Origin of the sequence: Nafulsella turpanensis ZLM-10, assembly GCF_000346615.1 — a bacterium.
GTDB classification, from domain to species: domain Bacteria; phylum Bacteroidota; class Bacteroidia; order Cytophagales; family Cyclobacteriaceae; genus Nafulsella; species Nafulsella turpanensis.
In genome coordinates this window covers 26,191-51,642 of record NZ_ANNU01000042.1, presented here as the reverse complement: position 1 = coordinate 51,642, position 25,452 = coordinate 26,191, and the positions used below count along the sequence as shown (strand labels likewise).

General features: G+C 46.0%; 23 protein-coding genes and 2 tRNA genes. 10 read left to right on the top strand and 15 right to left on the bottom strand.

Annotated elements, in window-relative coordinates; translation table 11 throughout:
* Nucleotides 1-246: 246 nt before the first annotated feature.
* Together F752_RS0116305 and F752_RS0116300 are read left to right on the top strand one after the other, a co-directional pair.
* Nucleotides 247-1,542 (top strand): UDP-N-acetylmuramoyl-tripeptide--D-alanyl-D-alanine ligase, encoded by a 1,296-nt coding sequence (locus tag F752_RS0116305; RefSeq protein ID WP_017732815.1) that lies wholly within the window; start codon nucleotides 247-249, stop codon nucleotides 1,540-1,542.
* Nucleotides 1,543-1,547: 5 nt separating this feature from the next.
* Nucleotides 1,548-2,210, top strand: a complete 663-nt coding sequence (locus F752_RS0116300; RefSeq protein ID WP_017732814.1) for a DUF2461 domain-containing protein — start codon at nucleotides 1,548-1,550, stop codon at nucleotides 2,208-2,210.
* A gap of 26 nt (nucleotides 2,211-2,236) precedes the next feature.
* Here the strand turns inward: F752_RS0116300 and F752_RS0116295 are convergent, their stop codons facing one another.
* From F752_RS0116295 to F752_RS0116285, 3 genes are all read right to left on the bottom strand, one after another.
* Nucleotides 2,237-2,980, bottom strand: a complete 744-nt coding sequence (locus F752_RS0116295; protein WP_160164125.1) for a DUF4249 domain-containing protein — start codon at nucleotides 2,978-2,980, stop codon at nucleotides 2,237-2,239.
* 75 nt (nucleotides 2,981-3,055) lie between these two features.
* Entirely contained in the window at nucleotides 3,056-5,401 is a 2,346-nt protein-coding gene (locus F752_RS0116290) for a TonB-dependent receptor (protein WP_017732812.1), read from the bottom strand.
* 91 nt (nucleotides 5,402-5,492) lie between these two features.
* On the bottom strand, nucleotides 5,493-7,997 hold the full coding sequence (locus tag F752_RS0116285) for an AsmA family protein (protein WP_017732811.1): 2,505 nt from the start codon (nucleotides 7,995-7,997) through the stop codon (nucleotides 5,493-5,495).
* A 181-nt stretch (nucleotides 7,998-8,178) separates the two neighbouring features.
* On the opposite strand from F752_RS0116285, the gene F752_RS0116280 reads away from it, so the two are divergent.
* The 6 genes from F752_RS0116280 to F752_RS25480 all read left to right on the top strand — a co-directional run bounded on the left by F752_RS0116280 (nucleotide 8,179) and on the right by F752_RS25480 (nucleotide 10,818).
* Nucleotides 8,179-8,253 (top strand) — tRNA-Val (locus F752_RS0116280).
* Nucleotides 8,254-8,275: 22 nt separating this feature from the next.
* A tRNA-Val gene (locus F752_RS0116275) sits at nucleotides 8,276-8,350 on the top strand.
* Nucleotides 8,351-8,546: 196 nt separating this feature from the next.
* Complete coding sequence (locus F752_RS0116270) at nucleotides 8,547-8,975, top strand: hypothetical protein (RefSeq protein ID WP_017732810.1); 429 nt, start codon at nucleotides 8,547-8,549, stop codon at nucleotides 8,973-8,975.
* 191 nt (nucleotides 8,976-9,166) lie between these two features.
* Nucleotides 9,167-9,895, top strand: a complete 729-nt coding sequence (locus F752_RS0116260; protein WP_017732808.1) for an RluA family pseudouridine synthase — start codon at nucleotides 9,167-9,169, stop codon at nucleotides 9,893-9,895.
* A 94-nt stretch (nucleotides 9,896-9,989) separates the two neighbouring features.
* Nucleotides 9,990-10,343 (top strand): DUF6787 family protein, encoded by a 354-nt coding sequence (locus tag F752_RS26910; RefSeq protein ID WP_017732807.1) that lies wholly within the window; start codon nucleotides 9,990-9,992, stop codon nucleotides 10,341-10,343.
* A gap of 160 nt (nucleotides 10,344-10,503) precedes the next feature.
* Entirely contained in the window at nucleotides 10,504-10,818 is a 315-nt protein-coding gene (locus F752_RS25480) for a LysM peptidoglycan-binding domain-containing protein (RefSeq protein WP_081604589.1), read from the top strand.
* A 157-nt stretch (nucleotides 10,819-10,975) separates the two neighbouring features.
* Here F752_RS25480 and atpC read toward each other — a convergent pair whose 3' ends face one another.
* From atpC to F752_RS0116185, 12 genes are all read right to left on the bottom strand, one after another.
* Entirely contained in the window at nucleotides 10,976-11,224 is a 249-nt protein-coding gene (gene atpC / locus F752_RS0116245; protein ID WP_017732805.1) for an ATP synthase F1 subunit epsilon, read from the bottom strand.
* Between the two features lie 128 nt (nucleotides 11,225-11,352).
* On the bottom strand, nucleotides 11,353-12,855 hold the full coding sequence (gene atpD / locus F752_RS0116240) for a F0F1 ATP synthase subunit beta (RefSeq protein ID WP_017732804.1): 1,503 nt from the start codon (nucleotides 12,853-12,855) through the stop codon (nucleotides 11,353-11,355).
* 178 nt (nucleotides 12,856-13,033) lie between these two features.
* Complete coding sequence (locus F752_RS0116235; RefSeq protein ID WP_017732803.1) at nucleotides 13,034-14,251, bottom strand: sensor histidine kinase; 1,218 nt, start codon at nucleotides 14,249-14,251, stop codon at nucleotides 13,034-13,036.
* A gap of 164 nt (nucleotides 14,252-14,415) precedes the next feature.
* Nucleotides 14,416-15,747, bottom strand: a complete 1,332-nt coding sequence (locus F752_RS24390) for a tetratricopeptide repeat protein (RefSeq protein WP_017732802.1) — start codon at nucleotides 15,745-15,747, stop codon at nucleotides 14,416-14,418.
* A 141-nt stretch (nucleotides 15,748-15,888) separates the two neighbouring features.
* On the bottom strand, nucleotides 15,889-17,193 hold the full coding sequence (locus F752_RS0116225; protein WP_017732801.1) for an ABC transporter permease: 1,305 nt from the start codon (nucleotides 17,191-17,193) through the stop codon (nucleotides 15,889-15,891).
* The gene (locus tag F752_RS0116220; RefSeq protein WP_017732800.1) at nucleotides 17,186-18,100 is read right to left on the bottom strand and encodes an ABC transporter ATP-binding protein; all 915 of its coding nucleotides are present in this window, start codon (nucleotides 18,098-18,100) and stop codon (nucleotides 17,186-17,188) included. Before F752_RS0116220 ends, F752_RS0116225 begins: the two co-directional genes overlap by 8 nt.
* A 162-nt stretch (nucleotides 18,101-18,262) precedes the next feature.
* Nucleotides 18,263-19,387, bottom strand: a complete 1,125-nt coding sequence (dnaJ, locus tag F752_RS0116215) for a molecular chaperone DnaJ (protein WP_017732799.1) — start codon at nucleotides 19,385-19,387, stop codon at nucleotides 18,263-18,265.
* A gap of 7 nt (nucleotides 19,388-19,394) precedes the next feature.
* On the bottom strand, nucleotides 19,395-19,979 hold the full coding sequence (locus tag F752_RS0116210) for a nucleotide exchange factor GrpE (protein WP_017732798.1): 585 nt from the start codon (nucleotides 19,977-19,979) through the stop codon (nucleotides 19,395-19,397).
* 191 nt (nucleotides 19,980-20,170) lie between these two features.
* Nucleotides 20,171-21,163 carry a GTPase ObgE gene (obgE, locus tag F752_RS0116205; protein ID WP_017732797.1) on the bottom strand — a complete coding sequence of 331 codons (993 nt, stop codon included), beginning with the start codon at nucleotides 21,161-21,163 and terminating at the stop codon, nucleotides 20,171-20,173.
* A gap of 223 nt (nucleotides 21,164-21,386) precedes the next feature.
* A complete protein-coding gene (locus tag F752_RS0116195) occupies nucleotides 21,387-21,959 on the bottom strand; it encodes an adenylate kinase (RefSeq protein ID WP_017732795.1) in 573 nt (190 codons plus the stop codon).
* 86 nt (nucleotides 21,960-22,045) lie between these two features.
* A complete protein-coding gene (gene hpt, locus F752_RS0116190) occupies nucleotides 22,046-22,573 on the bottom strand; it encodes a hypoxanthine phosphoribosyltransferase (RefSeq protein ID WP_017732794.1) in 528 nt (175 codons plus the stop codon).
* A gap of 174 nt (nucleotides 22,574-22,747) precedes the next feature.
* Nucleotides 22,748-23,656 (bottom strand): M20/M25/M40 family metallo-hydrolase, encoded by a 909-nt coding sequence (locus tag F752_RS0116185; RefSeq protein ID WP_017732793.1) that lies wholly within the window; start codon nucleotides 23,654-23,656, stop codon nucleotides 22,748-22,750.
* Between the two features lie 196 nt (nucleotides 23,657-23,852).
* On the opposite strand from F752_RS0116185, the gene upp reads away from it, so the two are divergent.
* The gene (gene upp / locus F752_RS0116175; protein ID WP_017732791.1) at nucleotides 23,853-24,500 is read left to right on the top strand and encodes a uracil phosphoribosyltransferase; all 648 of its coding nucleotides are present in this window, start codon (nucleotides 23,853-23,855) and stop codon (nucleotides 24,498-24,500) included.
* A 5-nt stretch (nucleotides 24,501-24,505) separates the two neighbouring features.
* Entirely contained in the window at nucleotides 24,506-25,450 is a 945-nt protein-coding gene (locus F752_RS0116170; protein ID WP_026135790.1) for a calcium/sodium antiporter, read from the top strand.
* Nucleotides 25,451-25,452 lie beyond the last annotated feature (2 nt).

Sequence of the window (25,452 nt, the reverse complement as noted above, 5' to 3'; positions counted from 1 at the left end):
AGGCCGCCGCCCCAGGGCATGGAGAGGCTTTGCCCGTTACGACTTAAGGATATATTAGTGGCAGGTGTAAACTGTGCCAGCAGCTTTGTGGAGAAGAAAAGAAAAAAAATAAGGAATATGCCTGTAGTTTTTTTTAAGTGCAGCTGCATGTTTATAACTTATAGCCGTAAATGTGTTAACAATATAACGAAAAAGAAGCAAAGACGGTGTACTGTCTTACCTTAACACAGGAAGGAATAAATTGTCATGAATCAGAAAGAATTAGAAGCACTATACGAGAAATATAAAGATTGCAAAGGTGTAAGTACCGATACCCGCAATTTACCCGAAGGATGCCTGTTTGTGGCGCTGAAAGGGCCAAACTTCGATGCCAATGCTTTTGCAGAAGAGGCTGTGCGGAAAGGCGCCCGATATGCCATTATCAGTGATGAAAAATACCAGAAGGATGAGCGATTTCTACTGGTCGAGGACAGCCTGAATGCCCTGCAGCTCCTGGCAAATCACCACCGCCGCCAGCAGAATATTCCGGTAATAGGTATTACAGGAAGTAACGGTAAAACCACCACCAAGGAACTCATTGCTGCCGTGCTGCAGCAGAAATATCGGTGCTGGGCAACAAAGGGCAATCTTAATAACCACATAGGGGTGCCCCTGACCCTGTTAAATGCCCCGGCCGATACTGAAATAATGGTGGTGGAGATGGGGGCGAATAAGCTGAAGGATATTCAGGAGCTTTGCGAAATTGCCGAACCGACTCATGGACTCATTACGAACATAGGAAAGGCCCACCTGGAGGGTTTTGGAGGCTTCGACGGTGTAATCAGGACCAAAAGTGAGTTGTACCAGTTTTTGCTTGAGCATAAGGGTACAGCCTTTGTAAATTCCCGTAATGAGCTGCTGGAGAATATGGGCAAGCGCTTTCAGGACCCCATATATTATCCTGCCAAAGAAGATTACTACCATTGTGAGCTGATTACTGCCGATCCTTTTGTTGAGCTGAAAGCAGAGAATGGAGAAAAAATTACTACCCGACTAATGGGTATTTATAATTTCGAAAATATAGCGGCTGCCCTTTGTATCGGAAAGTATTTTGAAGTAGATACTAAAAAAGCCAACGAAGCGGTAGCAGGCTACAGCCCGAGTAATAACCGTTCTCAGCTGATTGAGCATGAAAATGGTAATTACATCATACTGGATGCCTACAATGCAAATCCTACCTCAATGAAGGCCGCTATCGAGAATTTTGCGGCCTTAAAGCGGCCAAAGAAAGTGGTTATTCTTGGTGACATGAAAGAGTTGGGTAGCGATACTATTAAGGAGCATCACGAGCTTGGGCGCCTGTTAGCACGTTATCATTTCGACCGCATTTTGTTGTGTGGCCTCAGTATAATTGAGGTAATGGATAATAATCCAAATGCTATCCACTTCGAAAGCAGGGAGATGCTACTGAACTACCTGAAGTCCAAGAAGTTTACCGATACTACTTTTCTGGTTAAAGGCTCCCGCAGCATGGGACTGGAAGAGGTTGTTAACTATTTGTAAGCCTTATGGCAGATACCACTCAGATACTTGATTTCCTCTCTGCCCTCAGGGAGAATAACCAGAAAGACTGGATGGAAGCTAACAAGCAGCAATACCTGCAGGCGCGCGAGCAGTTTACGTTGCTTGTTGCCGCCATCCTGGAAGAACTAAAACCTTTTGATCCTTCCCTGGAAGGGGTGGAAGCTAAAGACTGTATTTTCAGGCTTCATCGCGATATTCGTTTTAGTGCCGACAAAGCCCCTTATAAAACCTGGTTTTCGGCCGTAATGGCCGTGGGAGGTCGTAAAACGCTGGAGGCGGTGTATTATCTGCACCTGCAGCCGGGAAATGAAAGTATGCTTGCCACCGGATTACACCAGCCTCCGGGCGAACAGCTAAAAAAGGTTCGGCAGGAAATCGACTATAATGCCGGTGAGTTAAAAGAAATTATTACTGAAAAAAGATTTCAGCAGTATTTTGGCAGTATTCAGGGGGAGAAGCTCAGCAGGGCGCCTAAGGGCTACCCTGTCGACCATCCTAATATTGAGTTTCTAAAGCTCAAGAGCTATTTGGCCATCCGCAAGTTGAGCGACGAGGAAGTAAAAAGTGATATCCTTACCCATGAAGTAGTGGAGACTTTTAAGGCGGCTCAGCCTTTTAATGAGTTTTTAAACATTGCTGCTTCCTGAGAGTGCAAGTAAGGTAGACCCTTTACTTACTCTATTACCACGGTATCGCTGCTGAGGCTAATAGCTGTAAATACACCGGTGGCGCCATCAAGTGTCGATTCGATGGTGGCAGGCTGCATAAAGGGATTATAGTTGGCGTCCCTCGCCTGCTGACTTGATTTTAGGAAGTTGTAGTACTTCTTATCGATGTGGTAAACATTTACGGCTACTTTCCATCCCATTTTAAATATAACAGGAGTTTTGACCGTAAACTTTCGATTACTATTATCATCCGCCCAAACCTTATCATAAGTGGGGGGGATTTGTGGATTAGGGGATTTTATGACTACCCGGTAATAATTTTCCTCCCTTGGATTGTCTTCAATCTCTACAAATAAAGCTGCGGTTGTATCAGTTCTTAGTTCAGGATAGACTTTTAGTATAGGGGCTATGGGTAAAAAGCGGGTTTTTCCACTTACTTTAATTTCATTATCAAAGGAAATACTAATTTGGTACTCCTTTCCTTCCTCATACTTAACCTCCTTCGGATGCCAATAATTATACACCTTTTTATTGAGGGTATCTGCATGCCGGAGGTTCTGTAGTTTAATTTCTTTATCGCCGCTCGAAATAACTATTTGAGCAGTGTCAACTCCTTCGAGCTGAGTCGACTCAAAAAAGCTAAGACTCTTGGTGACCAGGGCCTTATACTGGCCCCCGGGCTCGAGGTAACACTCCACAATCAACTGCTGTTCCGCTGCAGGAAGGTCTAGCTCTACATCCTGTTTCATTTCGCAGGCGAAAAAGGTAAAAGGGAGGAGTAACAATAGGAGCCGGTATGGAGAGTAGTTATTGAGCATATTAAATTAAAAACTATAGTTAAAGCTGATGGAAGGAAGAATGGGAAAGAGCGATAATTGTTTGGCGGCGAAATTAATTCCTTCACCCGCCTCTGTATCTTCCTCTTCAAAATAAATAAAATACGGATTGCGCCTGTTGTATACATTGTATATTCCCATCCGTATATCGGCCTCTCCCCAGCTGGGCTGCAGCTGGTATACAAGTCCCATGTCAAGGCGGTGGTAACTGTCAAGCCGGTAAGAGTTGCGCTCGGAATAGACAGGTACAATGGTAGGATTAGATCCATTCTGGTCCTGCAGCAGCACGCGGGCTTCAGGGAGGGTGGTTACATTGCCGGTGCAGTAAATCCAGTTGGCATTGAAGGAAAGGCGCCGGCTCAGTTCCTGGCTTAGAACCACTGTAAAATCATGCCTGCGGTCGTGCGAAGAGGGGAAAGCCCTGCCTCCGTTTATATCTTCGAACTGCCGGTTGGACCATGAAATCGTATAGCCGATCCACCCGCTAGTCTTTCCTTTCTTTTTCTCGATGTAAAATTCATTCCCATACGCCCAGCCTTTGCCGAAAACCAGATCTTCCATTGCGTTGGGACTTCCTAATTCTGCGCCATCGCGGAAATCGATTTGGTTTTGCATAGGGCGATAATAAATTTCATTACTAAGGAGGTAGGAGCCTTGACCAAGTAACAGGTCACTCCCTACAGCATACTGCTCAGCGATTTGTGGAAGAATTTGTTTGTTGGAAGGGTACCAGAAGTTGCTGGGAAGGGAAGCTCCTGAGCTACTTACCAGGTGAACATACTGATTGGCTTTACTGTAGCTGGCTTTAAGTGCCAGTTGTTCACTTGCCTGAAAGCGGGTGCTGAACCTTGGCTCTATACCATAGTGCCGCTCTCCGGCTTTTTCCTCATTTTTCTTCAGGTACTCCGGTACTTCAAAAGCTGATAAGCGGAGGCCGGCATCTACTGTCCATCGATCGGTGATTTTCCAGGTATCTGAAACAAATATCCCTGCCTCATGAGCCAGTACCTGATCTTTTTTGCCTCCCCTAAATTGTAGTGCAGCTTCAGGATCTTCTGCCTGCACCCGGAGCACATCGAATGTGTGATGAGTATACTGGAGGCCAAAAGTAAGAGTATGGCTATCGCTGAGGAGATATTCGAAGCTGCTTTTCAGGTTAAGGTCGTTAATGCCTGAGCCCATGGTCCGATCGAAGTCGTAATAGGTGTTACGGACTCTGTACTGATAGCTGGAGTAGGTGGCCTGCAGGTTGTGGAAGAGCTTTTCATTATAAGCATGCTTCCACTGTAAAGAACCCACCCTGTTGCCCCAAAGAAATTTAAAGCCAAGCCTGTCCGTTCTGAAGTCGAAGCGATCATTACCGGTGTAAGCCGTTAAAGAAAGCTGGTCTTTTGGACCCAGTTGGGCATGGATTTTCCCGTTCAGATCATAAAAAAAATAATCTGGAATAGGTTGGTAACCTACTTCTCCTGCATGGGCTTCGTTGATTTTGCTGGTAATGAGGTCGAAATAGGTGCGGCGGGCAGAAAACAGCCAGGATACTTTATTTTTGAGCAGGGGCCCTTCTATGGTGAGGCGAGAGCTGATAAGACCGGTGCCTCCCTTCACTTTTAACTCCTGTTTATTGCCCGGGCGGATATCGATATCCATTACAGAAGCAATACGGCCACCGAAACGGGCGGGGAATCCGCCTTTATAAAGCTTAACATCTTCAATGGCATCGCTGCTGAAAAGGCTGAACATGCCAAACAGGTGGGAGGGGTTGTATACCGGGGCGCCATCGAGCAGAATCAGGTTCTGGTCGGCCTGGCCTCCTCTTACAAAAAAGCCATTGCTCCCTTCACTGCCGCTTTGGATACCCGGTTTTAGCTGAAGTACTTTTATGACGTCCGATTCACCTAAAAAGCCTACTGTCGATTGAATATCCTCCGGAGAAAGATAAGATACGTTCATAAGGCCGCTGCTAAAGCGATTGGCTGCCGTACTGGCTTCTACTACAATTTCCTGAAGCTGTTGCTGAATGGGACTGAGTTGAATGTGGAGGCTGGTGTCGCGCCAGCAAAGCAGATCTACATAACGGGGGCTATACCCCATATAGGAAACGCGCAAACGCGTTGACTTTCCTTTAGGTACCTTCAGCTCGTATTGCCCCTCTAAATTACTTACGGTGCCTTTATTTGTTGCCAGCACAAATATATTCGCACCTGGTAATACCTCCCCGCTGTTAGCATCTTTCACAAAGCCATTAATTGAAACCTGTTGAGCTACAGACAGGGCAGGGATAGCAATCAGGATTCCTAAAAAAATAAGAAACAATCTATTTCCGCCCGCCATGTTCGATAGTTAAAAAAGTAGTATCTATTCTACCTCGAAAAGCAGAACAAGGTTACAGTTAAAAAAAAATAACTTTTTACCAACGAAAATGTTACCAGTCGAAGTATTCTTCTTCGTCTGGCACCACTGCTTCACGAGTACGGGCTGTTTTATTCTGAATGGCTTCTTTTAGCTCTTTTCCTTCCTGCCGGATATCCTTTACAATCTCTTTTTTTACCGCATTGGCATCATAGGCAATGGTATAATCGTCGGTTGTTCCTTTTATGTGCAGAAAGAGGTGCATCCCGTTCCCTTCCTGGCTCATGGCGGAAGCAGGCATTTCTCTCCTTTTCCCTGTTAAAAGGGTCTGAACAGGCACTTTAACATGGTAATCGATGTGCTGATCGAAGGTGTGGTCGCCCCTTATAGTAACTGCACTAATGTCGGAGCGGATAATGGTCTCAGGTAAGTAAATGGTCTGGTTACGAACCTGGATATTGCTCGTAATTTCAGAAAAGCTTATATCGGCCAGGCGGTCTTCCTTAATAAAAGTCGACAGATTTTGCATAGGCTCAAACTCTCTTAACTGTCCGTCTACAATACTTGCGTTAGCATTTACAAGGAGCTGGTCGTATTTAAACCGCAACTTCTTATCGAAGGCCATAGTGGAAGAAACATTGGCCGTAACCCTGCCTTTTAAGTTATGGTGAGTGAGGAAGTTCTGGTTAAAATTCCTAAAGATCCAGAAGGTACTGTCAACATATATGTTATTGAAGCGGGCCTCTACTTTCACGTCCAGCAGGTCATCTTTACGGGCATCTACCTGGCCGTTAATAGCCATGCTGCCGCCGGAAGCCTCGAGGCGTACATTTTTAGCTCTTGCTACCCCATTCGCTACCCTTAACTCTCCGGATACATTTTTGGCTTTAAAGCGGTCGAATTTTAGCCTGGCCACCTTACAGTTAAAATACAAGTTGGTGTTCGGGCGGATGTCAAAAGCATAAAAATGATCTCCTTCATTTGCAGTAGCCGTATCTTCTGCCTGAGCATCCGTAAGCAGCTCATCGAGATCGAGATTATCTGACTGCAGATCAGCTTCTATGGTAAGGGGTTGATTATCGAGCAGGAGATAGGAGAAAATATTTTTGAAGAGCCCGTTGATAACAAAGGAACTTTTGCCTGCATAACCGCTGAGGTCGCTCAGCGCCAGGTCATTATTATTGAAAATAAGGCTGCCGTTTAAATTCCGGACAGGGTAAGAAGTGTTCGTTAACTTAAAATTAAGATCCCGGACCATAATTTCTCCTTCGGCTTTAACCTTTTGCATACTGCCAGCCTTTTCCAGGTCCTTGAGGCGACCAGCGAAACTAATGTCTATATCGATCATTCCTCCGGCTTCCTGTACATTTTCCAGGGGATAAAATGTTAATAAAGAGGTAGCGTCCAGCTGAGATTTTGTTTTAAAGGTAAGGTGGTAGTCGTCGAAATTGCGAAGGACGAGCGAACCGTTTATTGGTTTATCGTTGAGGCTTGCCTGGAGGTGGTCAATCTGGAGGCTGGAACTGCGGTTGTTGCGGGATTCGCCATTGGTATAGCGCCCATTTAGGGTGATGCTTTCCAGTGCCTGTCCATAATCTGGGTGGAAAAAGGAGGCTTCCCGGGCACTGAAGTCTACGGTAATGGCAGGCATGGAGGAGGTGCTGTAAGTCCCCTGTACTTTGCCTATGAGCTTTAATTCACCCTTACTTCGGTAGGTCCGTATTTCTTTGGTATACTCTGCCGGCAGGATGGCAGCCAGGGTCTGGAAATCTGTTTGCGGCGTTTCAATACTGAGGTCCAGCAACACATCCTCCAGCGTGCTGATTGTTCCTTTAAGCTGAAAGGCAGAGGAGCCTACTAATAAGTTTGATGGTTCGAACCGGAGTTGCTCCAATTCGGTATGGTAGGTAAAGCGGGTATCGAGCTCCACTTCCTGCTCCTGGAAAAAGAGGCGATCGCTGCTTTTAATTTCATAGGTGTGGAGCTTACCGGCCAGTGCAATGGTATAAACGGGTTCTTTTATCTGCAGGCTTGCCTCTACGTTTTTTGCGAGTAGCCGGTGCAGCTGTTCATTCCGGAGGTCGCTGTAATTTACCTTTACATTAAGGAGGCGGATCCCTTCAATATCAAAAGCCAGTCCCTTATTAATGGAGGTGGAGTCTTTCTTCTGATTGCTGATTACTTCGTAGTTGACTGAGCCATCTGCCCTCACCCGAAGGTTTATTTCTGCATCTTCAAGATATACTTCCCTGATTTTATATTCCTTGTGAATGAGATCCAGTAAGCTAAAGGTAAAATAAATTCTGTCGGCAACTGCCAGGGATTCTTCACTGCCGGCAAAGCCTTCCTGTATCCTTACATTCTCAAGGCTAATGGCGGCATCGGGGAACTTGGTAAAAAGCGAAACAGAAACCTTATCTGTCTGCACAGGGGTATTGATATACTGGTTGGCCTGGCGAATGAAGAGCGCAACAATCTCATCCTGATACAAATGCACAAAGGTAAAGGCTGCCAAAACGAGCAGGATAAGCCCAAGTAGCAGCGATACAAAAAAACGGTAAATACGCTTTAACCCCATGGGAGCAAAGATAAAGTTTTCGCCTTTAATTACTTAAGGTTTGAGAGTATTTGTCTAACGAATGAAAATGCTCCTCCTTGCCGTCGGGAGCAACTATATTTTTTTTATTTATTTTGAATATAGTGTTTGCGCAAATGAAATCCTTTGCTACATTTGCATTCCCATTAGGGAAGATTTGAAAGGGCTCTTAGCTCAGCTGGTTCAGAGCATCTGCCTTACAAGCAGAGGGTCACTGGTTCGAATCCAGTAGGGCCCACAAATTTCAAAGTATTCTTCTCGGGCTCTTAGCTCAGCTGGTTCAGAGCATCTGCCTTACAAGCAGAGGGTCACTGGTTCGAATCCAGTAGGGCCCACAAAGCCGCCGAAATTGCTTTCGGCGGCTTTTTTTATGCTTTTTCAGGAGGGTATGTAAGAATGATGTACACAGTAAAGGGCGACTAATCTTTGACCTGCCAAATAATAATATTCTGCACGAGAAAAGTAATAAACAGCCTGAGCAGACTGTTAAAATAGAAGATTCCTCTACCACCTCTTTATCTCCATAACCACATGAAAAAGCTGAAGTTGTTTCTTCTCCTGCCGTTCTTTTATGCCTGTTCAGATCCGTGTAGCGGGCTGGAATGCCTTTCGGAAGATTTCTTTTATTTTACGATTAAATCGGATGAAAGTGGAGAGGATTTAGTGCTGGGAAGCGAGGCACAAATTTCCGAAGAGGATATTGAAGTATTTTATTTAACTGATGGGACCAGGGAGTCTGTTGAATTTTCAATTGAACCTCAGGGGGTGCTGGTTTATTTACATCATGAGCTCCATGAGGAACTGTATGTCAGCGCCCTGGGGAAAACAGATACGATAAATGTACAGCTAAGGCGGGTGGAGCCGTCGGAATGTTGCCCGGCTGTTACGGAAATGGAAGGGCTCAGCCTAAACGGGGAACCTCAGGCTTTAGACTCCCAGCTTATAAAGCTGTACAGATAAAGCTTTTCCGGCTGTTGAATGCCTTTATGATCTTGTTCTTTGGAGAAGTTGCAGTTACAATCATGCAGCAGGCAGGAAGTACAGGAGTTGCTATTGTGGAGGGACCTGAGATCTTTTTCAGGCAGGGGCTTTCCGGGCTCCTTACCGCTTGTTAATTTTTATGCGTAATTTTGCCTTTTTAAAATAAAGCTATGGAACAAGAGCCATTTACAGTTATATACGAAGATAATCATTTGCTCATTGTCAATAAAAAGGCAGGAGTGCTGGTGCAGGGTGACCAGACCGGCGATAAAACGCTGACTGATTATGCGAAGGACTGGTTGCGAGAAAAGTATAATAAGCCGGGTAATATTTTTTGCGGTGTAGTACACCGAATCGACCGGCCGGTAAGCGGTGCCGTGGTGCTGGCAAAAACCTCCAAAGCGCTGGAGCGCATGAACAAGAAGTTCAGAGAAAAGGATGTGCATAAGGTGTACTGGGCTGTGGTAAAGAAAAAGCCTCGTTATGCAGAAGGGAGGCTCGTGCACTGGTTAACCAAAGATCCTGCCCGGAATGTAAGCACTGCTCACGATACGGAGGTGGAAGGAGCTAAACGTGCCGAGCTGGAATATAAAGTGCTGGGTAAGCTGAATGATCATTTTCTTTTAGAAGTGCGACCGCTTACCGGCCGGCCACATCAAATTAGAGTGCAGCTGGCAGCGATGAACTGCCCCATCCGTGGCGATGTTAAGTACGGGTTTTCCAAACCTAATACCGACGGAAGTATAAATCTTCATGCGAAGAACCTAAAATTCGAACACCCGGTAAAAAAAGAGCCCTTATTCATCCGCGCAGGGCTTCCGGATAATGAGTTCTGGGAGCAGTTCCTGGTACTGGAGGAGCAGAATATCAAGCTCAAGAATATCGATAGAATGTACTGATACAAGGAATGTCCGGAGGAACCTGCTGCCGGAATTTTCTATAGTGGTAACATTACTTATTGCCTTTCCTGCGTTCCAGGCTTTTTCTTTCTGAATGCGCGGAAATAATTTCTTATTTATGTCTCAGCTAAACAATCGCCCGCCCGGCTGGGCACAGAAACTTCAGGATCGATGGCAGCTCAAAAGTGGCTGGCAGGTACTGTTCGTTCTGTTAACCTTTGCCTGTACAGGCTTTTCTGTTTTATTTCTGAAAGAGCCTTTATACGCACTGGCAGGAGTTACCGATGAAACTCCTTTTTGGTTACGATCGTTGTATTATTGTTGTACCATATTGCCCATATACCAGCTCTTATTGCTGGGCTGGGGATTCTTATTTGGACAGTATCGCTTTTTCTGGAATTTTGAGAGAAAACTTTTTAGCCGGATCGGCAGTATTTTCCGTAGATAAATTTTCTGAATCACATTTTTTATTCTGTATTATTTGAAAAAAGTTGCTTATTAATCTGTAATAATGTTATATTGTAGAATAATATTGGTTGTACTGGGTTTGCCCAGAGAAAGAAAGGAGGTAAATGATGAGGTTGTTTAATTTTTTAATGGGAAGGAAAATGGATATGCAGCAGAAAAAGAATAATTCTACAGGGGAGTTTCCCATCATCGGAAGACATGAAATGGAGGCCGGTTCCAGTCATTTAAAGCCGGGCTACAGAAACTTCAGATCTAAAGATCGTGCACCGGCGCCCTCTCGTCTATATTATGAAATTCAGCAGGGCGATTCCTTGTCGAAGATTGCCAAGGACCATTATGGCGAAGCTGCCAAATGGAAAATCATTTATGAGGCAAATAAAAACTGTATCAAGAACCCGGATGAAATCTATCCAGGTCAGGTGATTGAATTGCCGGACGCCCGGGCCTTTTCATAGGAATCTTTTCTGATTGACCTTTTTTCTCCTTCTCTTTGTGCTGCTTATCTGTTTTTACTGTTTTAAGCTGGGTTGAAATCGGCTTGAGAAGGGAGACAAAAAAAGCCTGCTGCATCCTATGAGATACAGCAGGCTTTTTTATAAGTATGTTTTGGCCTTACTCAATAATGCGTTCAGCCAGTACCGAAATTTTATTGTTGAGTACTTCCACTACTCCGCCATCCACCTGGAGGGTATGAGTTCCTTCCGCCTTGCTTACATAAGTAACTTTGCCCTGCGCAAGCGTGCTAATGAGCGGAGCGTGATTATTTAAAACCTGAAAAGAGCCTTTAGTGCCAGGAAAAGTTGCGCTATCCACCTCTCCCTGGAAGACTTTTTTATCGGGTGTTATGATTTCTAAATACATGCCTTTCGTGTTGGATATTGAGTATAGGACAGTCCGCCGCTGCGGTATTTAGTTTAAAGTATTAAGTATGGAATTACTAAATAAAAAAGGCTTTAGTCTCAATACTCAATACTTACTACTCATTACTATTAGGCTTCGGCCATCATTTTCTCGCCCTTGGCAATGGCATCTTCAATGCTGCCAACAAGGTTAAAGGCACCTTCCGGAAGGTGGTCAAGCTCACCATCCATAATCATATTAAAGCCCTTAATGGTATCTTTAATATCTACAAGTACCCCTTTAAGGCCTGTAAACTGCTCTGCTACGTGGAATGGCTGGCTCAGGAAGCGCTGTACACGACGGGCACGGTGTACCACCTGCTTATCTTCCTCAGAAAGTTCGTCCATACCAAGAATAGCAATAATATCCTGAAGCTCCTTGTAACGCTGCAGAAGTTCTTTTACACGCTGAGCACAGTTATAATGTTCATCGCCGATAACATCGGGAGACAGGATGCGGGAGGTAGAGTCCAGAGGGTCTACAGCAGGATAGATGCCAAGCTCGGCAATTTTACGCGACAATACCGTAGTGGCATCAAGGTGCGCAAAGGTTGTAGCCGGAGCAGGGTCCGTCAAGTCATCCGCAGGTACATAAACGGCCTGAACCGAAGTAATGGAACCTGTTTTTGTAGAGGAAATACGCTCCTGCATGGCACCCATTTCTGTTGCCAGCGTTGGCTGGTAACCTACCGCCGATGGCATACGACCTAAGAGGGCCGATACCTCGGAGCCTGCCTGGGTAAAGCGGAAAATATTGTCGATAAAGAACAGAATGTCGCGTCCTTTTCCACTGCCATCACCATCGCGGAAGTATTCTGCTACGGTAAGACCGGAAAGGGCTACGCGGGCACGGGCACCCGGAGGCTCGTTCATTTGTCCGAATATAAAGGTTGCCTGAGATTCCTTCAGGGCATTAGGGTCAACTTTAGAAAGATCCCAACCACCTTCTTCCATTGAATGAAGGAATTCATCGCCATATTTAACAATGCCGGATTCAATCATTTCGCGAAGAAGGTCATTTCCTTCGCGGGTACGCTCACCTACACCTGCAAAAACAGATAGACCAGAGTAGGCCTTGGCAATGTTGTTGATCAGTTCCTGAATCAATACGGTTTTACCTACACCGGCACCACCGAAAAGACCAATTTTACCACCTTTTACATAAGGTTCGATAAGGTCAATTACTTTAATACCGGTATACAGGATTTCCGTAGAGGTAGAAAGGTCTTCGAATTTAGGAGCCGAGCGGTGTATTGGCAGACTTCTCTCGCCTTTTGGCTGCGGAATACCATCAATTGCTTCGCCTACTACATTAAAAAGACGACCTTTAATGTCTTCGCCTACAGGCATTTGGATAGGGGCGCCTGTGTCGGTTACGTCCATGCTTCTTACAAGGCCTTCAGTAGAGTCCATTGCAATGGTACGAACGCGATCTTCGCCAAGGTGCTGCTGGCACTCAAGTACTACTACCTGGCCATTTGCTTTAGTTACCGTTAGGGCGTCTAATATATTCGGTAATTTGGCGCCTTCGGTCTCGAAGCTAACGTCTACCACAGGGCCGATTACCTGTGTTATTTTGCCAATATTTGCCATTTTGTTTGTTTAAGAAGGGTTATCAGCGTACAATTTCAGTCTGCAAAGCTAAGGTAAAATACTATTAAAGCCAAGTATTTGTTTTTATTTGCGAATCCTTTCATCCTGCCATCAAAAAAGGTTTTTTCTGCAGCTAAAAGCCTTTCAATCGTTTGTAGTTGCTGCTCACCTGCTGGTTTTAAGCACGGAGCATAATCCGGAAGGTGCTTCCTTCATCGGGTTCGGTGTGCTTTACAAAAATGCGGCCCCGGTGGTAGTTCTCGATAATGCGTTTTGCCAGCGTTAGGCCAAGTCCCCAGCCCCGCTTTTTGGTGGTAAAGCCAGGCTGAAATACCTTTTTTGCATTAGCCTTGCTCATTCCTTTTCCGTTATCGGTAATATCGATAATAATGAACTGCCCGCTGCCCCGCATTATTCTGATATCAATTTGCCCGATACCGCTCATAGCATCGACCGCATTTTTACAGAGGTTTTCAATAACCCAGTTAAAGAGCGGGCGGTTTATTTGAGCTTCTATATCTTTCCCTACTGTACTAATAGTGAACTTTACTTTGGTAGAAATGCGCCTTTGGAGGTAACTGACAGACTGCTGAATGACTTCATATACATCGGTAGACTCCAGTACGGGAACAGATCCAATATTGGAAAAGCGCTCGGTAATCATTAGCAGCTTCTCCACATCTTTCCCCATTTCGGCAACCGCTTCATGACCCTGCGTACGCTCATCGGCCTGGAGGTATTCGAGCCAGGCCATTAAGGAGGAGAGAGGAGTACCCAGCTGATGGGCTGTTTCTTTTGCCAGTCCAACCCAAACCCGGTTCTGCTCAGCGGTGCGGCTGTAGCTGAAGGCCAGGTAGGTGAGGCCAGCAAAGAGGAGAATAATAGCCAGTTGAATGTAGGGGTAGTAATTCAACTGGCGCAGCAGATCGGAGTTCTGGTAGTAGATGTACTCAAAATTTTCAATTTCACCGAGGCTGTTCCGGTACACAATGGGGATGGGTTCATTTTCTTCCTTCATCTCCGCTACCTCTTCTCTTAACAGCTGCAGCAACTCTTCGGAAGACTTGCTTTCATCAATATCCAGGTTACGAAAGGCACCTGTGGGTTCTCCAACCTGGTCTGTCAGGATAACCGGTATCGTTACGTTGGTCTTGATGATATACTCATTGATAAAGGTTACATTGGCCTCATCGCCCTGCTGGACCAGGAATTCGGTAGCTCTGGCAAACAGCTCAATCGACTGCTTTTCCCGCGACTTCAGGTGGTTCACTATAAAATTATTGTAGTAGATAGAGACCACTACAATAATGGCGGCAATAAGCAGTACAATAAACTTAACGGTATTTTTATGCTGGTACAGGCTGCTTTCAGCTGATTCTTTAAATGGATTGATCATCAAATCGATAAATACGGGCTTGTTGTGGAATCCGCTACAAGTACGCTGAAAAGTACTAAATATTTTATGGATTAAGGAGATGAGGCCGGAAAATTGGGCAGGATAAGTAAAAAGCCCGGACTGCAACTATGCAGCCGGGCCCTGATAAGTGGGGGATAACCGCTTTACTTTGGTGCTGCCTGCAGCGTAACGGTCCGGTTAATCCAGCAGCCAAGGGTCATTTGCTCCCCGGCCTGGAGGTTATCTTCGAAGAGCATGGTGACTGTAGGAAACTGCTCCCTGGCTTTGGCCATCATTTCAGTATTACCCGCCTTCTGGTACATGTCATAAGCTGCTATAAATACCAGGCGGTCTTCGACCTGGCTCTGACCTTTGCGGCATTGTTCATAGCTATTGAAGTATAGGTTGCCAATGAAGGTATACACTGAGTTAAGGCTCGGGTCAAATTCCAGGGCCTTCATGGCCTGTTGCCTGGCAGCACTTCTGTTACCCTGGCGGGAGTAGATTTCGGCAAGCCCAACATAAAGCTGTGCTTTTTCCAGCGGATCTTCCGTAAGGGAGATGGCATTCTCATAGGACTGAATGGCTACATCGAATTCGCCTGCCTCCGCAGCCTTGGTGGCTAAAAGTTTTGCCAGGCCCACCGAAGGTTCTTTTTCCTGCACGAGCCGTACTGCCTGTGTAAAGAGGGGCGAATCGGTACACTGGGAGGCAAATGAGAGTTTAATAATTACTTTGGCTAGTTTAATATCTTCCGGCCTTTCTTTCAGCATGCTGCCAAGGTTTTTTTCAATATCTTCGCAGCTGGCAGAAATAGTGGCAGCTAATATATTATCGAGCTGGTCCCTTAAGGCTTTAACCGTTTCACTGTCCTGGCTGGTCTTTTCCTGTTGTGCCAGTATTCCATCGAGTGAGTCGTAGAGGTTGATCACTTCCATGTCGGATAACTCGCCGCCGGATGATTTAAAGCGACGGGCGGCATCCATGTAGGCCACTGCATTTTGCGGCCAGAACTGTTCTCCACTTGCGCTAAAGGCTTCCTGCATAATGCGGTATAAGTCTTCGTAACGCTCTTCCTGGTCGCGCCACAATTTATAGGCACTAAAGGCCTTCCTGTTCAGTACGTCTTCTTTTTCATTAAAGTATTTTAGCCGAAGGTCGTACAGTTTCATAACAGAATCGGCATATACAGCTTTCTGCTCCGGATCCTGACTTTCTTCCGAAAGGGTCTCATAGATTTTTATTCCGTTAATATAAATAGATTCGTTCAGTTCCGGGTTGTTTACCAACAGCCAGTAAAGGTGGTTTTTAGCCTCCTCGTATTGCTCTAGTTTGAGTGCATCGGTATAGAGGGCATTCTTGGTGCGGGCTATCTGGTTCTTTTCTTTGTCTTCCGGAAAATCCCATCCTGGAGGGTCTTCGGCCTGAGCCTGCACTGTCTGACAGAGAAAAACCACCGGAAGTAACACTATAAAAAAGTTTCTTAGCTCTTTCATGAAAAAATATGTTGAGTGATTAAAAAGTGTTTGGGGAAATTAACGCTGTTTCTTTCATTTTTGTTGCTGCTGTAAAGTGGCAACAAAAAAACCGGTAAGTTTTACGTTACCGGCCTTCCCTTTATACAACTAAACTAAAATTTAATTCTTCATCATTAGCCATTTACCCAATACCCGGTAATTAACCTTAGTACCGTGCATGAGAATACCAATACGGTATATACGGCCAGCAAGCCAGGTGGTGAGGATGAAGCCACCAACGAGTAAGGCCATGGACAATAAGATTTCCCATGTTGGTACTCCAAACGGAATCCGCATCATCATTACGACTGGTGAGGTAAGTGGAACCATCGAGAGCCAGAAGGCAAGCGAGCCGTTCGGGTCCTTCAGTACGGCAGCCAGGGAAATGATGGCAGCAATTAATGGCAGCGAGATGGGGAGCATAAACTGCTGCGAGTCGGCATCGCTATCGACAGCGGAGCCTACAGCGGCAAACAAAGACCCATATAACAGGTATCCCGCCAGGAAATAAAATACAAAACTCAGCAACAGCTCCACCACATTGAGGGAGGAAAGGACGCCTGAAACCTCTGCCATTTGCACCTGGGCCTGACTAAATTCTCCTCCGGCTCCCTGAATCTGGTTCATTTGCGCCATGGTTTCGGCATCCACGCCCACCAGCGTCATCAGGAGAGTATATACACTAAACGTAAGCACCACCCAAAGCAAAAACTGGGTGAGGCCTACTGCGGCGATACCGATAATTTTGCCCATCATTAGCTGGAAAGGTTTTACCGAAGATATAATGACTTCCAGTATGCGGCTGGATTTCTCTTCAATAACACCGCGCATAATCTGGGCACCATACAGAAAGATAAACATATAGATGAGAAAGGAAGCCATGTAACCAATGCCGATATAGAGCCCGGTATTTGCCTGTTTTTCGGTTCCGTCGGCAATACTTACCTCTTCCAGGTCGATGCTGGTTTTAAGGGAGGCAAGGGTTTCTCGATCAATTTCCGACTCCTCCAGCTTCAGGTTCTGTATTTCTTCTTCTATAATCTTCTCGAGCTGACTTTTCATTTCAATGCCGGCACTGCTTTCAGAGTAAAAGGTAATGCCTTGGGGCTGATGAATATCAATTTCGGGAATATATAAAAGGCCAAAGCTGCCCGATTCCTCTATTTGCTGTTTTGCTTCCGGCAGGGTGAGGTTTGTATAGGTAAAGTGCAGTGTTTCTGTATTTTCAAATGCATTTGCGAACAGACCGCTTTCGTCTTTTACCTCCACGGTCCGCACTTCCGAACTATCTTTAGTGGCCATCCAGATGGACAGGCCAAAAATGCCGCCGAACAGCAGTGGACCCAGGATAGTCATGACAATAAAGGACTTTTTACGCACCCTTGTGCCATATTCGCGCTGAATAATGAGCCATATCTTATTCATGAACCACCTCCTGTACTTTAGATATAAATATTTCGTTGATGCTCGGAATTTTCTCTACAAAATGGAACACTTCTACATGCCCCAGTAAATCTCTGAGCAGGCTGTTGGGACTCTCACCTTCGCGGTTTCTGATTACACTTCGGAAAAAGTCGTCGTTTAGCTGTTCCTGCTCCAGTAGGTTAAAATCGGCCGCATGGCCATTCAGGCTGCCACGATGTTCTACAATGAAGGTATTATTGCGGTAGCTGTTCCTTATTTCCTGCTTACTTCCATCTAAAATTTTGCGGGAGCGATTAATAAGCGCAATGTGGTCGCACATCTCTTCCACAGATTCCATGCGGTGGGTAGAGAAAATGATGGTGCTGCCTTTGCGGCGGAGCTCCATTATTTCATCTTTAATGAGGTTTGCATTAACTGGGTCGAAGCCAGAAAAGGGCTCATCCAGGATAATCAGCTCCGGCTCGTGCAGTACTGTGGCGATGAACTGTATTTTCTGCTGCATGCCTTTGCTCAGATCTTCAATGTTCTTGCCCTTCCACTCCATCATGTCCAGCCTTTTGAGCCAGTGCGTAATGCGCTGCTTTGCTTCATTTGTGCTTAAGCCTTTGAGCCGGGCCAGGTAGAGGAGCTGCTCGCCTACCTTCATTTTCTTATACAATCCCCGCTCTTCCGGCAGGTAGCCAATCTTGAGTATATGCTCCGGATTGAGCTCTTCTCCTTTTATGAAGACCTCTCCGCTGTCGCGCTCGATTATTTGGGTAATAATGCGGATAAGAGTGGTTTTTCCTGCTCCATTTGGCCCTAAAAGACCAAATATTGACTGGGAAGGTATGCTGAGGCTTACATCGCGCAGGGCAGTGTGGGTCGCATAGCTTTTATGGATATGACGGGCTTCGAGGATGTTCACGTCCTTGACTTTGGGTTAAAATGGAGGTTGCAAATTATAGAAATATTCTTGAATTAGATAAGGAAAAATTATTAACGGCAGTAATGCCGGAAAGGTGGTTGTTAAATAAAAAAGCCGGCTGTTCGCCGGCTGATTCAATTTAATTTTCGTTCTGGATTACCTCTAAAAAAACTCCTTCATTTTATCGAAAAAGCCTTTCTCGCCTTTGCCCGGGTTAGGGTAGAAGTTAGGAGAGTTTCGGAGCATTTCCATGGCTTCTTTTTCTTCTTTGGTAAGTGTTTGTGGAGTCCAGAGGTTAATGTGGATGAGCTGATCTCCGCTGCCAAAGCCATTCAGGTCTTTGATACCCTTGCCTCTGAGGCGAAGGATTTTTCCGCTCTGTGTTCCCGGCTCTATTTTAATTTTAACCTTACCATCGATGGTCGGCACTTCAACAGAAGTACCCAGTGCTGCATCGGCAAAATTGAGGTACAGGTCGTACACTACATTATTGCCTTCGCGCTTAAGGATAGGGTGCTCTATTTCTTCAATCACAATTAGCAAATCACCCGGTACTCCTCCGTGAGGCGGCTCATTACCTTTGCCGGCCATACTGAGTTGCATGCCATCTTCCACCCCTGCGGGTATGCGAATATTAATGACCTCTTCCTTCTGCTCGAGGCCAGTATTGTCGACGCCAGATGGTTTTTTATCGATGATTTTACCGGAGCCATGGCATACAGGGCAGGTACTGGCCGAAACCATCTGACCCAGCATGGTATTGACTACCTTTCGAACCTGGCCGGTTCCCTGGCAGGAAGAACAGGTCTGGTAAGTAACGCCTTCGGCTAATACCAGGCGCTTTACTTTTACCTTTTTCTCTACCCCCTGGGCAATCTCTTCCAGGTTTAGCTTCATTTTAATGCGCAGGTTGGAGCCTTTGCGGCGTCGGCCACGGCCTCCGCCACCACCGCCAAAAAAGCTTTCGAAGGCGCTGCCGCCACCGCCGCCAAAAATATCGCCGAACTGGGAGAAGATATCCTCCATGTTCATGCCGCCACCGCCAAAGCCGCCGGCGCCACCTCCCATGCCTGCATGGCCAAACTGGTCATATCGCTGTTTTTTCTCTGGATTGCTTAGCACCTCATAGGCCTCAGCAGCTTCCTTGAACTTATCTTCAGCGGTAGGGTCGTCCGGGTTTTTATCCGGGTGGAATTTAATGGCGATTTTCCGGTAGGCTTTTTTAACTTCTTCCGGACTGGCAGAGCGCTCAACGCCTAATATTTCGTAATAATCTCTTTTGGCCATAATCTTTCTATGCTCCTATCACAACTTTCGCAAATCGAATCACTTTATCACCCAGCATGTATCCCTTTTCCACGACATCTACTATTTTGCCTTTCAGTTTCTCGTCGGAGGCCGGAATCTGGGTGATGGCTTCCTGGAATTCAGCATCAAACTCATCGCCCTGCTTAAGATCCATTACCGTAACACCTTTCTGCTCCAGGACCTTTTTTAATTTATTATATATGAGCTGTACGCCTTCCTGTACACTGGCATCCTGCTCGTCTTTTTCAAAAGCATTCATGGCTCTTTCAAAATCGTCAAGTACCGGTAGGAGGGCTGTTGCCATACTTTCGTTGGCAGTTTTAATCATGTCCAGCTTTTCCTTGGCAGTACGACGGCGGAAGTTCTCAAACTCTGAGTACATCCGAAGATATTTGTCTTTTTGTTCAGCCAGCTCTTTTTCCAGCTGAGAGGCTGCCGAATTGGCGCTGTCCGACTCCGTTTTCTTTTCCTTATTTTCTTCGTTTTTCTGCTCGGTGGTTGTCACTTCTTCCTGAGCTTGCTGTTCTTCCTGTGCTATATTTTCGTTTTCCAGTTCTTTCTTTTGATCCATAAGGCAAATTATACTTTATGATGTGTGTTTGGTTTACTGACAGTCAATTACTTTGCCAAAAAAGGCCTCTCTGCCAAGATGACACACTGACAGGAAATGAGAGAATGGTAGAGTGATAGAATGAGTGAATAAATGAAGGAGTTCTAAATTGTTCCTATTCTATCATTCACTCATTCACTCATTCTATCATTTTACTCATTAATCGCCTGCCAAATCATATCCTTGAGCTCCTGAATATGGAAGTTGGTTACGGCAGAGATAAAGAGACTCGGGATGCCCTCAGGTACTTCTTTTTTCATTTCTTCCATCAGCTCATCGTCCAGCATATCGGCTTTGGAAATAGCCAGCAGTCGCTTTTTATCCAGCAGTTCCGGGTTATACCTCCTAAGCTCATCCAGCAGGATATCGTATTCTTTCTGGATGCTCTCCGCATCGGCCGGAATAAGAAAGAGCAGGATGGAGTTCCGCTCGATGTGGCGCAGAAAACGGGTGCCCAGGCCCTTTCCTTCCGCTGCACCTTCAATAATGCCGGGGATATCGGCCATTACGAAAGACTTAAAATTCCGGTATTCCACTACGCCCAGGTTAGGTACGATGGTGGTGAAAGGATAGTCGGCAATTTCGGGTTTCGCAGCCGAAACGGCCGAAAGCAGGGTGGATTTACCTGCATTAGGGAAGCCTACCAGGCCGACATCGGCCAGGAGCTTTAGCTCCAGGATAATCCACTCCTCAATACCCGGTTCGCCCGGCTGTGCATAATGCGGAGCCTGATTGGTGGAGGTTTTAAAATGGTCGTTGCCTAGCCCGCCACGGCCGCCGGGAGTAAGGATTCTTTCTTCTCCGTCTTCAGTAATTTCGAAGCGTATTTCGCCTGTTTCGGCATCTTTGGCTACAGTGCCCAGGGGTACTTCCAGCACAATATCACTTCCCTGAGCTCCTGTGCGGAGCCCGCCTTCGCCGGGCTTGCCTGGCTGTGCAATTACGTGTTTCTTGTATTTGAGGTGCAGCAAGGTCCAGAGCTGGGAGTTGCCACGTAAAATGATGTGACCGCCACGGCCGCCATCGCCACCATCTGGCCCGCCTTTGGGAACAAATTTTTCGCGTCGGAAGTGGGCAGAGCCAGCGCCGCCGGCCCCGGAGCGTGAACAAAGTTTTACGTAATCGATAAAGTTAGATGAAGCCATATTAAAATGTGCAAATACGCTGTTGTGCTAATAAATGTAAGGTAAAAATCTGGCATAAGAGTTCCGGTAATGTATCCTGACTGTTTTTAGGTGGCTAAATGCAGGGTTTAGGCAGATCATGGGACCCTCTGTACGGTAATGCTGAATTTTCCTGTGCAAAGATACAAAAAATGCTGCCTTTTCTTCAAAAGGCAGCACAGTTCGCTAATTGCTGTTACAGTAATTAAAATTTCTCTATTTCCTGGCAAATATTATCGAATATTTCATTGATGGAACCAACGCCGTTTACCTTTGCAAATTTCCCCTGTTGTTCGTAGTATTTGGCTACAGGCAGGGTTTCGTCTAAATATACCTTTATGCGGGTATTAATTTTTGCTTCATCCTGGTCGTCGGTACGGCCGGAGGTTTTTCCTCTTTCACGGATACGTTCCTTCAGTACTTCTACCGGTACCTCCAGTGCCACCATGCCATTAATCTTCATGTTAAAGTTTTCCATGAGCTGGTCGAGTGTTTCTGCCTGGGCCACTGTTCTTGGAAATCCATCAAAAATAAATCCCTGGTGGGGGCCTTTCTGGGCAACGGTATCCTCCACCATGCCAATTACAACAGCATCGGGCACCAGTTTGCCTGCATCCATGTACTGCTGTGCTGTTTTACCCAGTTCCGTACCTTCGCTTAAGTGTTTACGAAAAAGGTCTCCTGTAGAAATATGTTTCAGGTTATATTTTTCTATCAGTTTTTGGCTCTGTGTGCCTTTGCCTGCACCGGGAGGGCCAAAGAGTACTATATTCAGCATATGATTTCTGGTTGCCTCTGTGAGGGCAGTGGTTTGAAAAGTTTCAAAGATAAAATTAAATCAGATAAGTTCTAACAATTTAAGAGCTAGTTTGCAAGGCTGTAAATATCGTTCAAATTCCGGGCATGCCCGTCGTAATCGAGCCCATAGCCAATCACGAACTTCTTCGGAATTTCGAAACCAACATAGCGCAGTGAAAGCGGCTCTTTGGTGGCTTCTTTTTTATGGAGCAGGGTGGCTATTTCAACGGACTTGGGTCCCAGTTCCCGCAGCTCTTCGAGCATATGCTTAATTGTTAGCCCGGTATCAACAATGTCTTCGATGATAATCAGGTGGCGACCGAAAATGTTTTCATCCAGGCCTATAAGCTCTTTCACTTTTCCGGTACTATGTGTTCTGTTATAGGAATTGAGCTTGATAAATGAAATTTCTGCAGAAATTTCAATGCCCTTCATCAGGTCCGAGGCGAACATAAAAGAGCCATTAAGCACAGCCACAAAAAGAGGCGTTTTGCCTTCGTAATCCTGGTTTATTTCTTTGGCAAGTGCAGCGACCCGCTCCAGTATTTTGGCCCGGTCGATAAATATGCTGAATTCCTTGTCTTTGACTTTCATATCATTGTAGATGTAATAAACACAACCCTCTTTTTGTTCAGGCCGCAAACTAACGAAATTTCAGTTAAAGTTGATAGTGCTTTTTATCTTCTGAAGAAGGGTTCCTTTCTGTTTTTCTTTTCTTCAGAAGGAGGTAAGGAGATAAAGGCAAGGCGCTGGAAAAGGAAAGTAAGTTTACAGATGCTTCATCAGGTACTGGTAGAGCGCAAGCATGCTGCTGATATCGTGTTTATGCACCTTCTCATCGGGGGAGTGTACATTGTCTTCCGGGGCTCCTATAAAGCACCAGTCAAAAGGGTAGGGGGAGTGCTGTAGCTCACGCCCGTCGCTCGAGCCGGCTCCTTCTACCTCCAGCTGAAAATCCACACCACTTTCCTCTGCCAGCTGAATTATTTTATTGATATAGCTCCGGCGGGGAATATTTCGATCGCGCATCGAAATTACAACACCCTGTCCATGGTCAACTCCTTCAGTAACCCAGGTAATGTCCGACACCAGTGCCTGCCGTACGCCATACTCTTCATATATCAGCTTAGCTAAATAAGGGACGGAGCCTCCTCCATGTTCCTCCCAGCAGCTAAAGGCAATAATGCCATCTTCCAGCGTTTCGCAGAGTTTGAGCGCATTATAAACCCCCAGGCGGTTGTCGAGGTAGCAGGACTGGACATACTCTTTGGTATTGCGGAAGTTGCTTTTAAACACCAGGCTTGTGCCTCTGTCAATACCACGGGCAAATTTGTAGCTGAGCTGCCCACCTTCTTCTATCAATTCGCAGTCGATTGGGCCAAGGGAATCGTGGCCGGTGAGGCGGTAACCTGTTTCGGCATGGGGGCCGCCAATAGGTACCAGCTGGTTTTGGTAGCGAACGGTAAAGCCAATAGAATCCATATGCGCAAAAACGGCTGTACGCGGTTTGCCAAATACCAGCAACAGGCAGTCCTGCAGGTTGTCGCCTGCCAAAATATTTGGTTGCACTTTCCATTCCTTGCTGTGGGCCTGTACATACTCCAGAATGAATTCCTTTACCCTTGCCTCCTCGCCGCAGGGGGCATGGAGACTGCATAATTGTTGTAAAAGCTGCATAGACGATTAAAGTTTGCGCATAAAGCTGCAAAAATAACAGAAAGGAATGAGATGGGTTGTGATTATAGAATTAATTCAGAGATGCGTCCGGATTTTAAGTGGGTTTTCATAATTTTGCCTGTTGAAGGAAGGCTGAACCTGTGCTTTCGGGCCCCATTCCTTTTTACCGTTTAACATTCCGCTGAAAATTATTAGCATGTTTATCCTTAACCAGCAAAACTCTATTGCCAACCAGTACCTCGCGGAATTACGCCAGCTAAAGGTGCAGGATGACCGCATGCGCTTCCGGAAAAACCTGGAGCGCCTGGGGGAAATTATGGCTTATGAAATATCAAGAAAACTGGCTTATGCCCCCCTGGAGGTAGAAAGCCCTTTGGCTACCATTACGACTGAGGTGCCGGCAGAGCAGCCGGTACTTCTGACAATATTGCGGGCGGGGGTGCCGTTTTATAATGGGTTCAGTAACTTTTTTGATAAGGCGGATACAGGTTTTATTGGTGCATACCGGGCTCCCCATACCTCGGCAAAAGACCTTACGGTGGCGATGGATTATGCCAGTGTGCCTCCTATTGAAGGGCGGCCGCTCATTATCATTGATCCGATGCTGGCCACCGGTAAATCGATGCTGATGGCCCTGGAATTGCTGCTCCAGCAGGGTAAACCCTCACATATATATGTAGCCTCCGTTATTGCGGCACCAGAGGGAGTGACCTATCTGCAAAGAAATTTACAGGCCAACTTTTCCATATGGACCTGTGCCCTCGACGACCGGTTGGACGAACGGGCTTATATTGTGCCAGGACTCGGTGATGCCGGTGACCTGGCCTATGGACCAAAGATTTAATTTTTATGATTTACACAATTTTAGTTTTACTCGCAGGACTTGTTTTATTGATTCTGGGAGGTGATTTTCTTGTTAGAGGCGCTTCCGGTATTGCACTTCGGGCAAAAATTACCCCACTGGTAGTGGGGCTTACCGTGGTAGCTTTCGGTACCTCTGCGCCCGAATTGCTGGTGAGCTTAAAGGCGGCCCTGGCAGGTACCCCCGATATTGCCATTGGTAATGTGGTTGGTTCAAATATCTGCAACTTGGCGCTGGTTTTAGGCTTAACAGCCGTTATCAGGCCTATTGGCGTAAATAAAGACAGCTTGAAGTTCGACTGGCCCATGACAATGGGTGCCTCTCTGCTCCTCTACTTCCTGGTTTTGGACGGTTGGGTTAATACACTGGATGGTACCTTGTTCGTGGCTATCTTAATATTATTTACCTTTTTTATTATACGAAAATCGCGAAAAGAGACCAAAGCAACTGAGGCTCTGGAAGATTTGGATATTCCGGCCCCCTCAGGCAATCCGGTGAAAGATTACCTGTTTGTGCTGTTGGGAGGTGTAGGATTGTATTTCGGTGCCGAATGGTTTGTTGGCAGCTCCGTTACGCTGGCGGCCTTTTTAGGGGTAAGCGAGCGGGTTATCAGTATTACCGTTGTAGCTTTAGGAACAAGCCTTCCGGAACTGTTTACCTCGGTAATCGCTTCCATTAAAAAGGAAACAGATATGGCTGTCGGAAACCTGGTTGGTTCAAATATCTTTAATATTTTATCTATCCTGGGAATTACCAGTATCGTAACACAGATTGAGGTAAATGAGCTGATGCGGGATGTTGATATGGTTTGGATGTTGGCCATTACCGCACTTATCCTGCCAATGATGCTAACCAGGCGCACGGTTTCCCGATTAGAGGGAGGGGTCCTCCTGACGGTATATGTGGTCTATACCTATTCTGTTGTAAGCTAATG

Bases quoted from the DNA above. Each gene is read 5' to 3' on its own strand.
- F752_RS0116225 (WP_017732801.1), bottom strand. From the start codon at position 17,193: ATGAATAAGATATGGCTCATTATTCAGCGCGAATATGGCACAAGGGTG.
- atpC (WP_017732805.1), bottom strand. From the start codon at position 11,224: ATGTATTTAGAAATCATAACACCCGATAAAAAAGTCTTCCAGGGAGAG.
- F752_RS0116185 (WP_017732793.1), bottom strand. From the start codon at position 23,656: ATGCAGCTTTTACAACAATTATGCAGTCTCCATGCCCCCTGCGGCGAG.
- F752_RS0116305 (WP_017732815.1), top strand. From the start codon at position 247: ATGAATCAGAAAGAATTAGAAGCACTATACGAGAAATATAAAGATTGC.
- atpD (WP_017732804.1), bottom strand. From the start codon at position 12,855: ATGGCAAATATTGGCAAAATAACACAGGTAATCGGCCCTGTGGTAGAC.
- obgE (WP_017732797.1), bottom strand. From the start codon at position 21,163: ATGGCTTCATCTAACTTTATCGATTACGTAAAACTTTGTTCACGCTCC.
- F752_RS0116285 (WP_017732811.1), bottom strand. From the start codon at position 7,997: ATGGGGTTAAAGCGTATTTACCGTTTTTTTGTATCGCTGCTACTTGGG.
- dnaJ (WP_017732799.1), bottom strand. From the start codon at position 19,387: ATGGCCAAAAGAGATTATTACGAAATATTAGGCGTTGAGCGCTCTGCC.
- F752_RS25480 (WP_081604589.1), top strand. From the start codon at position 10,504: ATGGATATGCAGCAGAAAAAGAATAATTCTACAGGGGAGTTTCCCATC.
- upp (WP_017732791.1), top strand. From the start codon at position 23,853: ATGTTTATCCTTAACCAGCAAAACTCTATTGCCAACCAGTACCTCGCG.
- F752_RS0116295 (WP_160164125.1), bottom strand. From the start codon at position 2,980: ATGAAACAGGATGTAGAGCTAGACCTTCCTGCAGCGGAACAGCAGTTG.
- F752_RS0116300 (WP_017732814.1), top strand. From the start codon at position 1,548: ATGGCAGATACCACTCAGATACTTGATTTCCTCTCTGCCCTCAGGGAG.
- F752_RS24390 (WP_017732802.1), bottom strand. From the start codon at position 15,747: ATGAAAGAGCTAAGAAACTTTTTTATAGTGTTACTTCCGGTGGTTTTT.
- F752_RS26910 (WP_017732807.1), top strand. From the start codon at position 9,990: ATGCGCGGAAATAATTTCTTATTTATGTCTCAGCTAAACAATCGCCCG.
- F752_RS0116210 (WP_017732798.1), bottom strand. From the start codon at position 19,979: ATGGATCAAAAGAAAGAACTGGAAAACGAAAATATAGCACAGGAAGAA.
- F752_RS0116195 (WP_017732795.1), bottom strand. From the start codon at position 21,959: ATGCTGAATATAGTACTCTTTGGCCCTCCCGGTGCAGGCAAAGGCACA.
- F752_RS0116235 (WP_017732803.1), bottom strand. From the start codon at position 14,251: ATGATCAATCCATTTAAAGAATCAGCTGAAAGCAGCCTGTACCAGCAT.
- F752_RS0116260 (WP_017732808.1), top strand. From the start codon at position 9,167: ATGGAACAAGAGCCATTTACAGTTATATACGAAGATAATCATTTGCTC.
- F752_RS0116290 (WP_017732812.1), bottom strand. From the start codon at position 5,401: ATGGCGGGCGGAAATAGATTGTTTCTTATTTTTTTAGGAATCCTGATT.
- F752_RS0116270 (WP_017732810.1), top strand. From the start codon at position 8,547: ATGAAAAAGCTGAAGTTGTTTCTTCTCCTGCCGTTCTTTTATGCCTGT.
- F752_RS0116170 (WP_026135790.1), top strand. From the start codon at position 24,506: ATGATTTACACAATTTTAGTTTTACTCGCAGGACTTGTTTTATTGATT.
- hpt (WP_017732794.1), bottom strand. From the start codon at position 22,573: ATGAAAGTCAAAGACAAGGAATTCAGCATATTTATCGACCGGGCCAAA.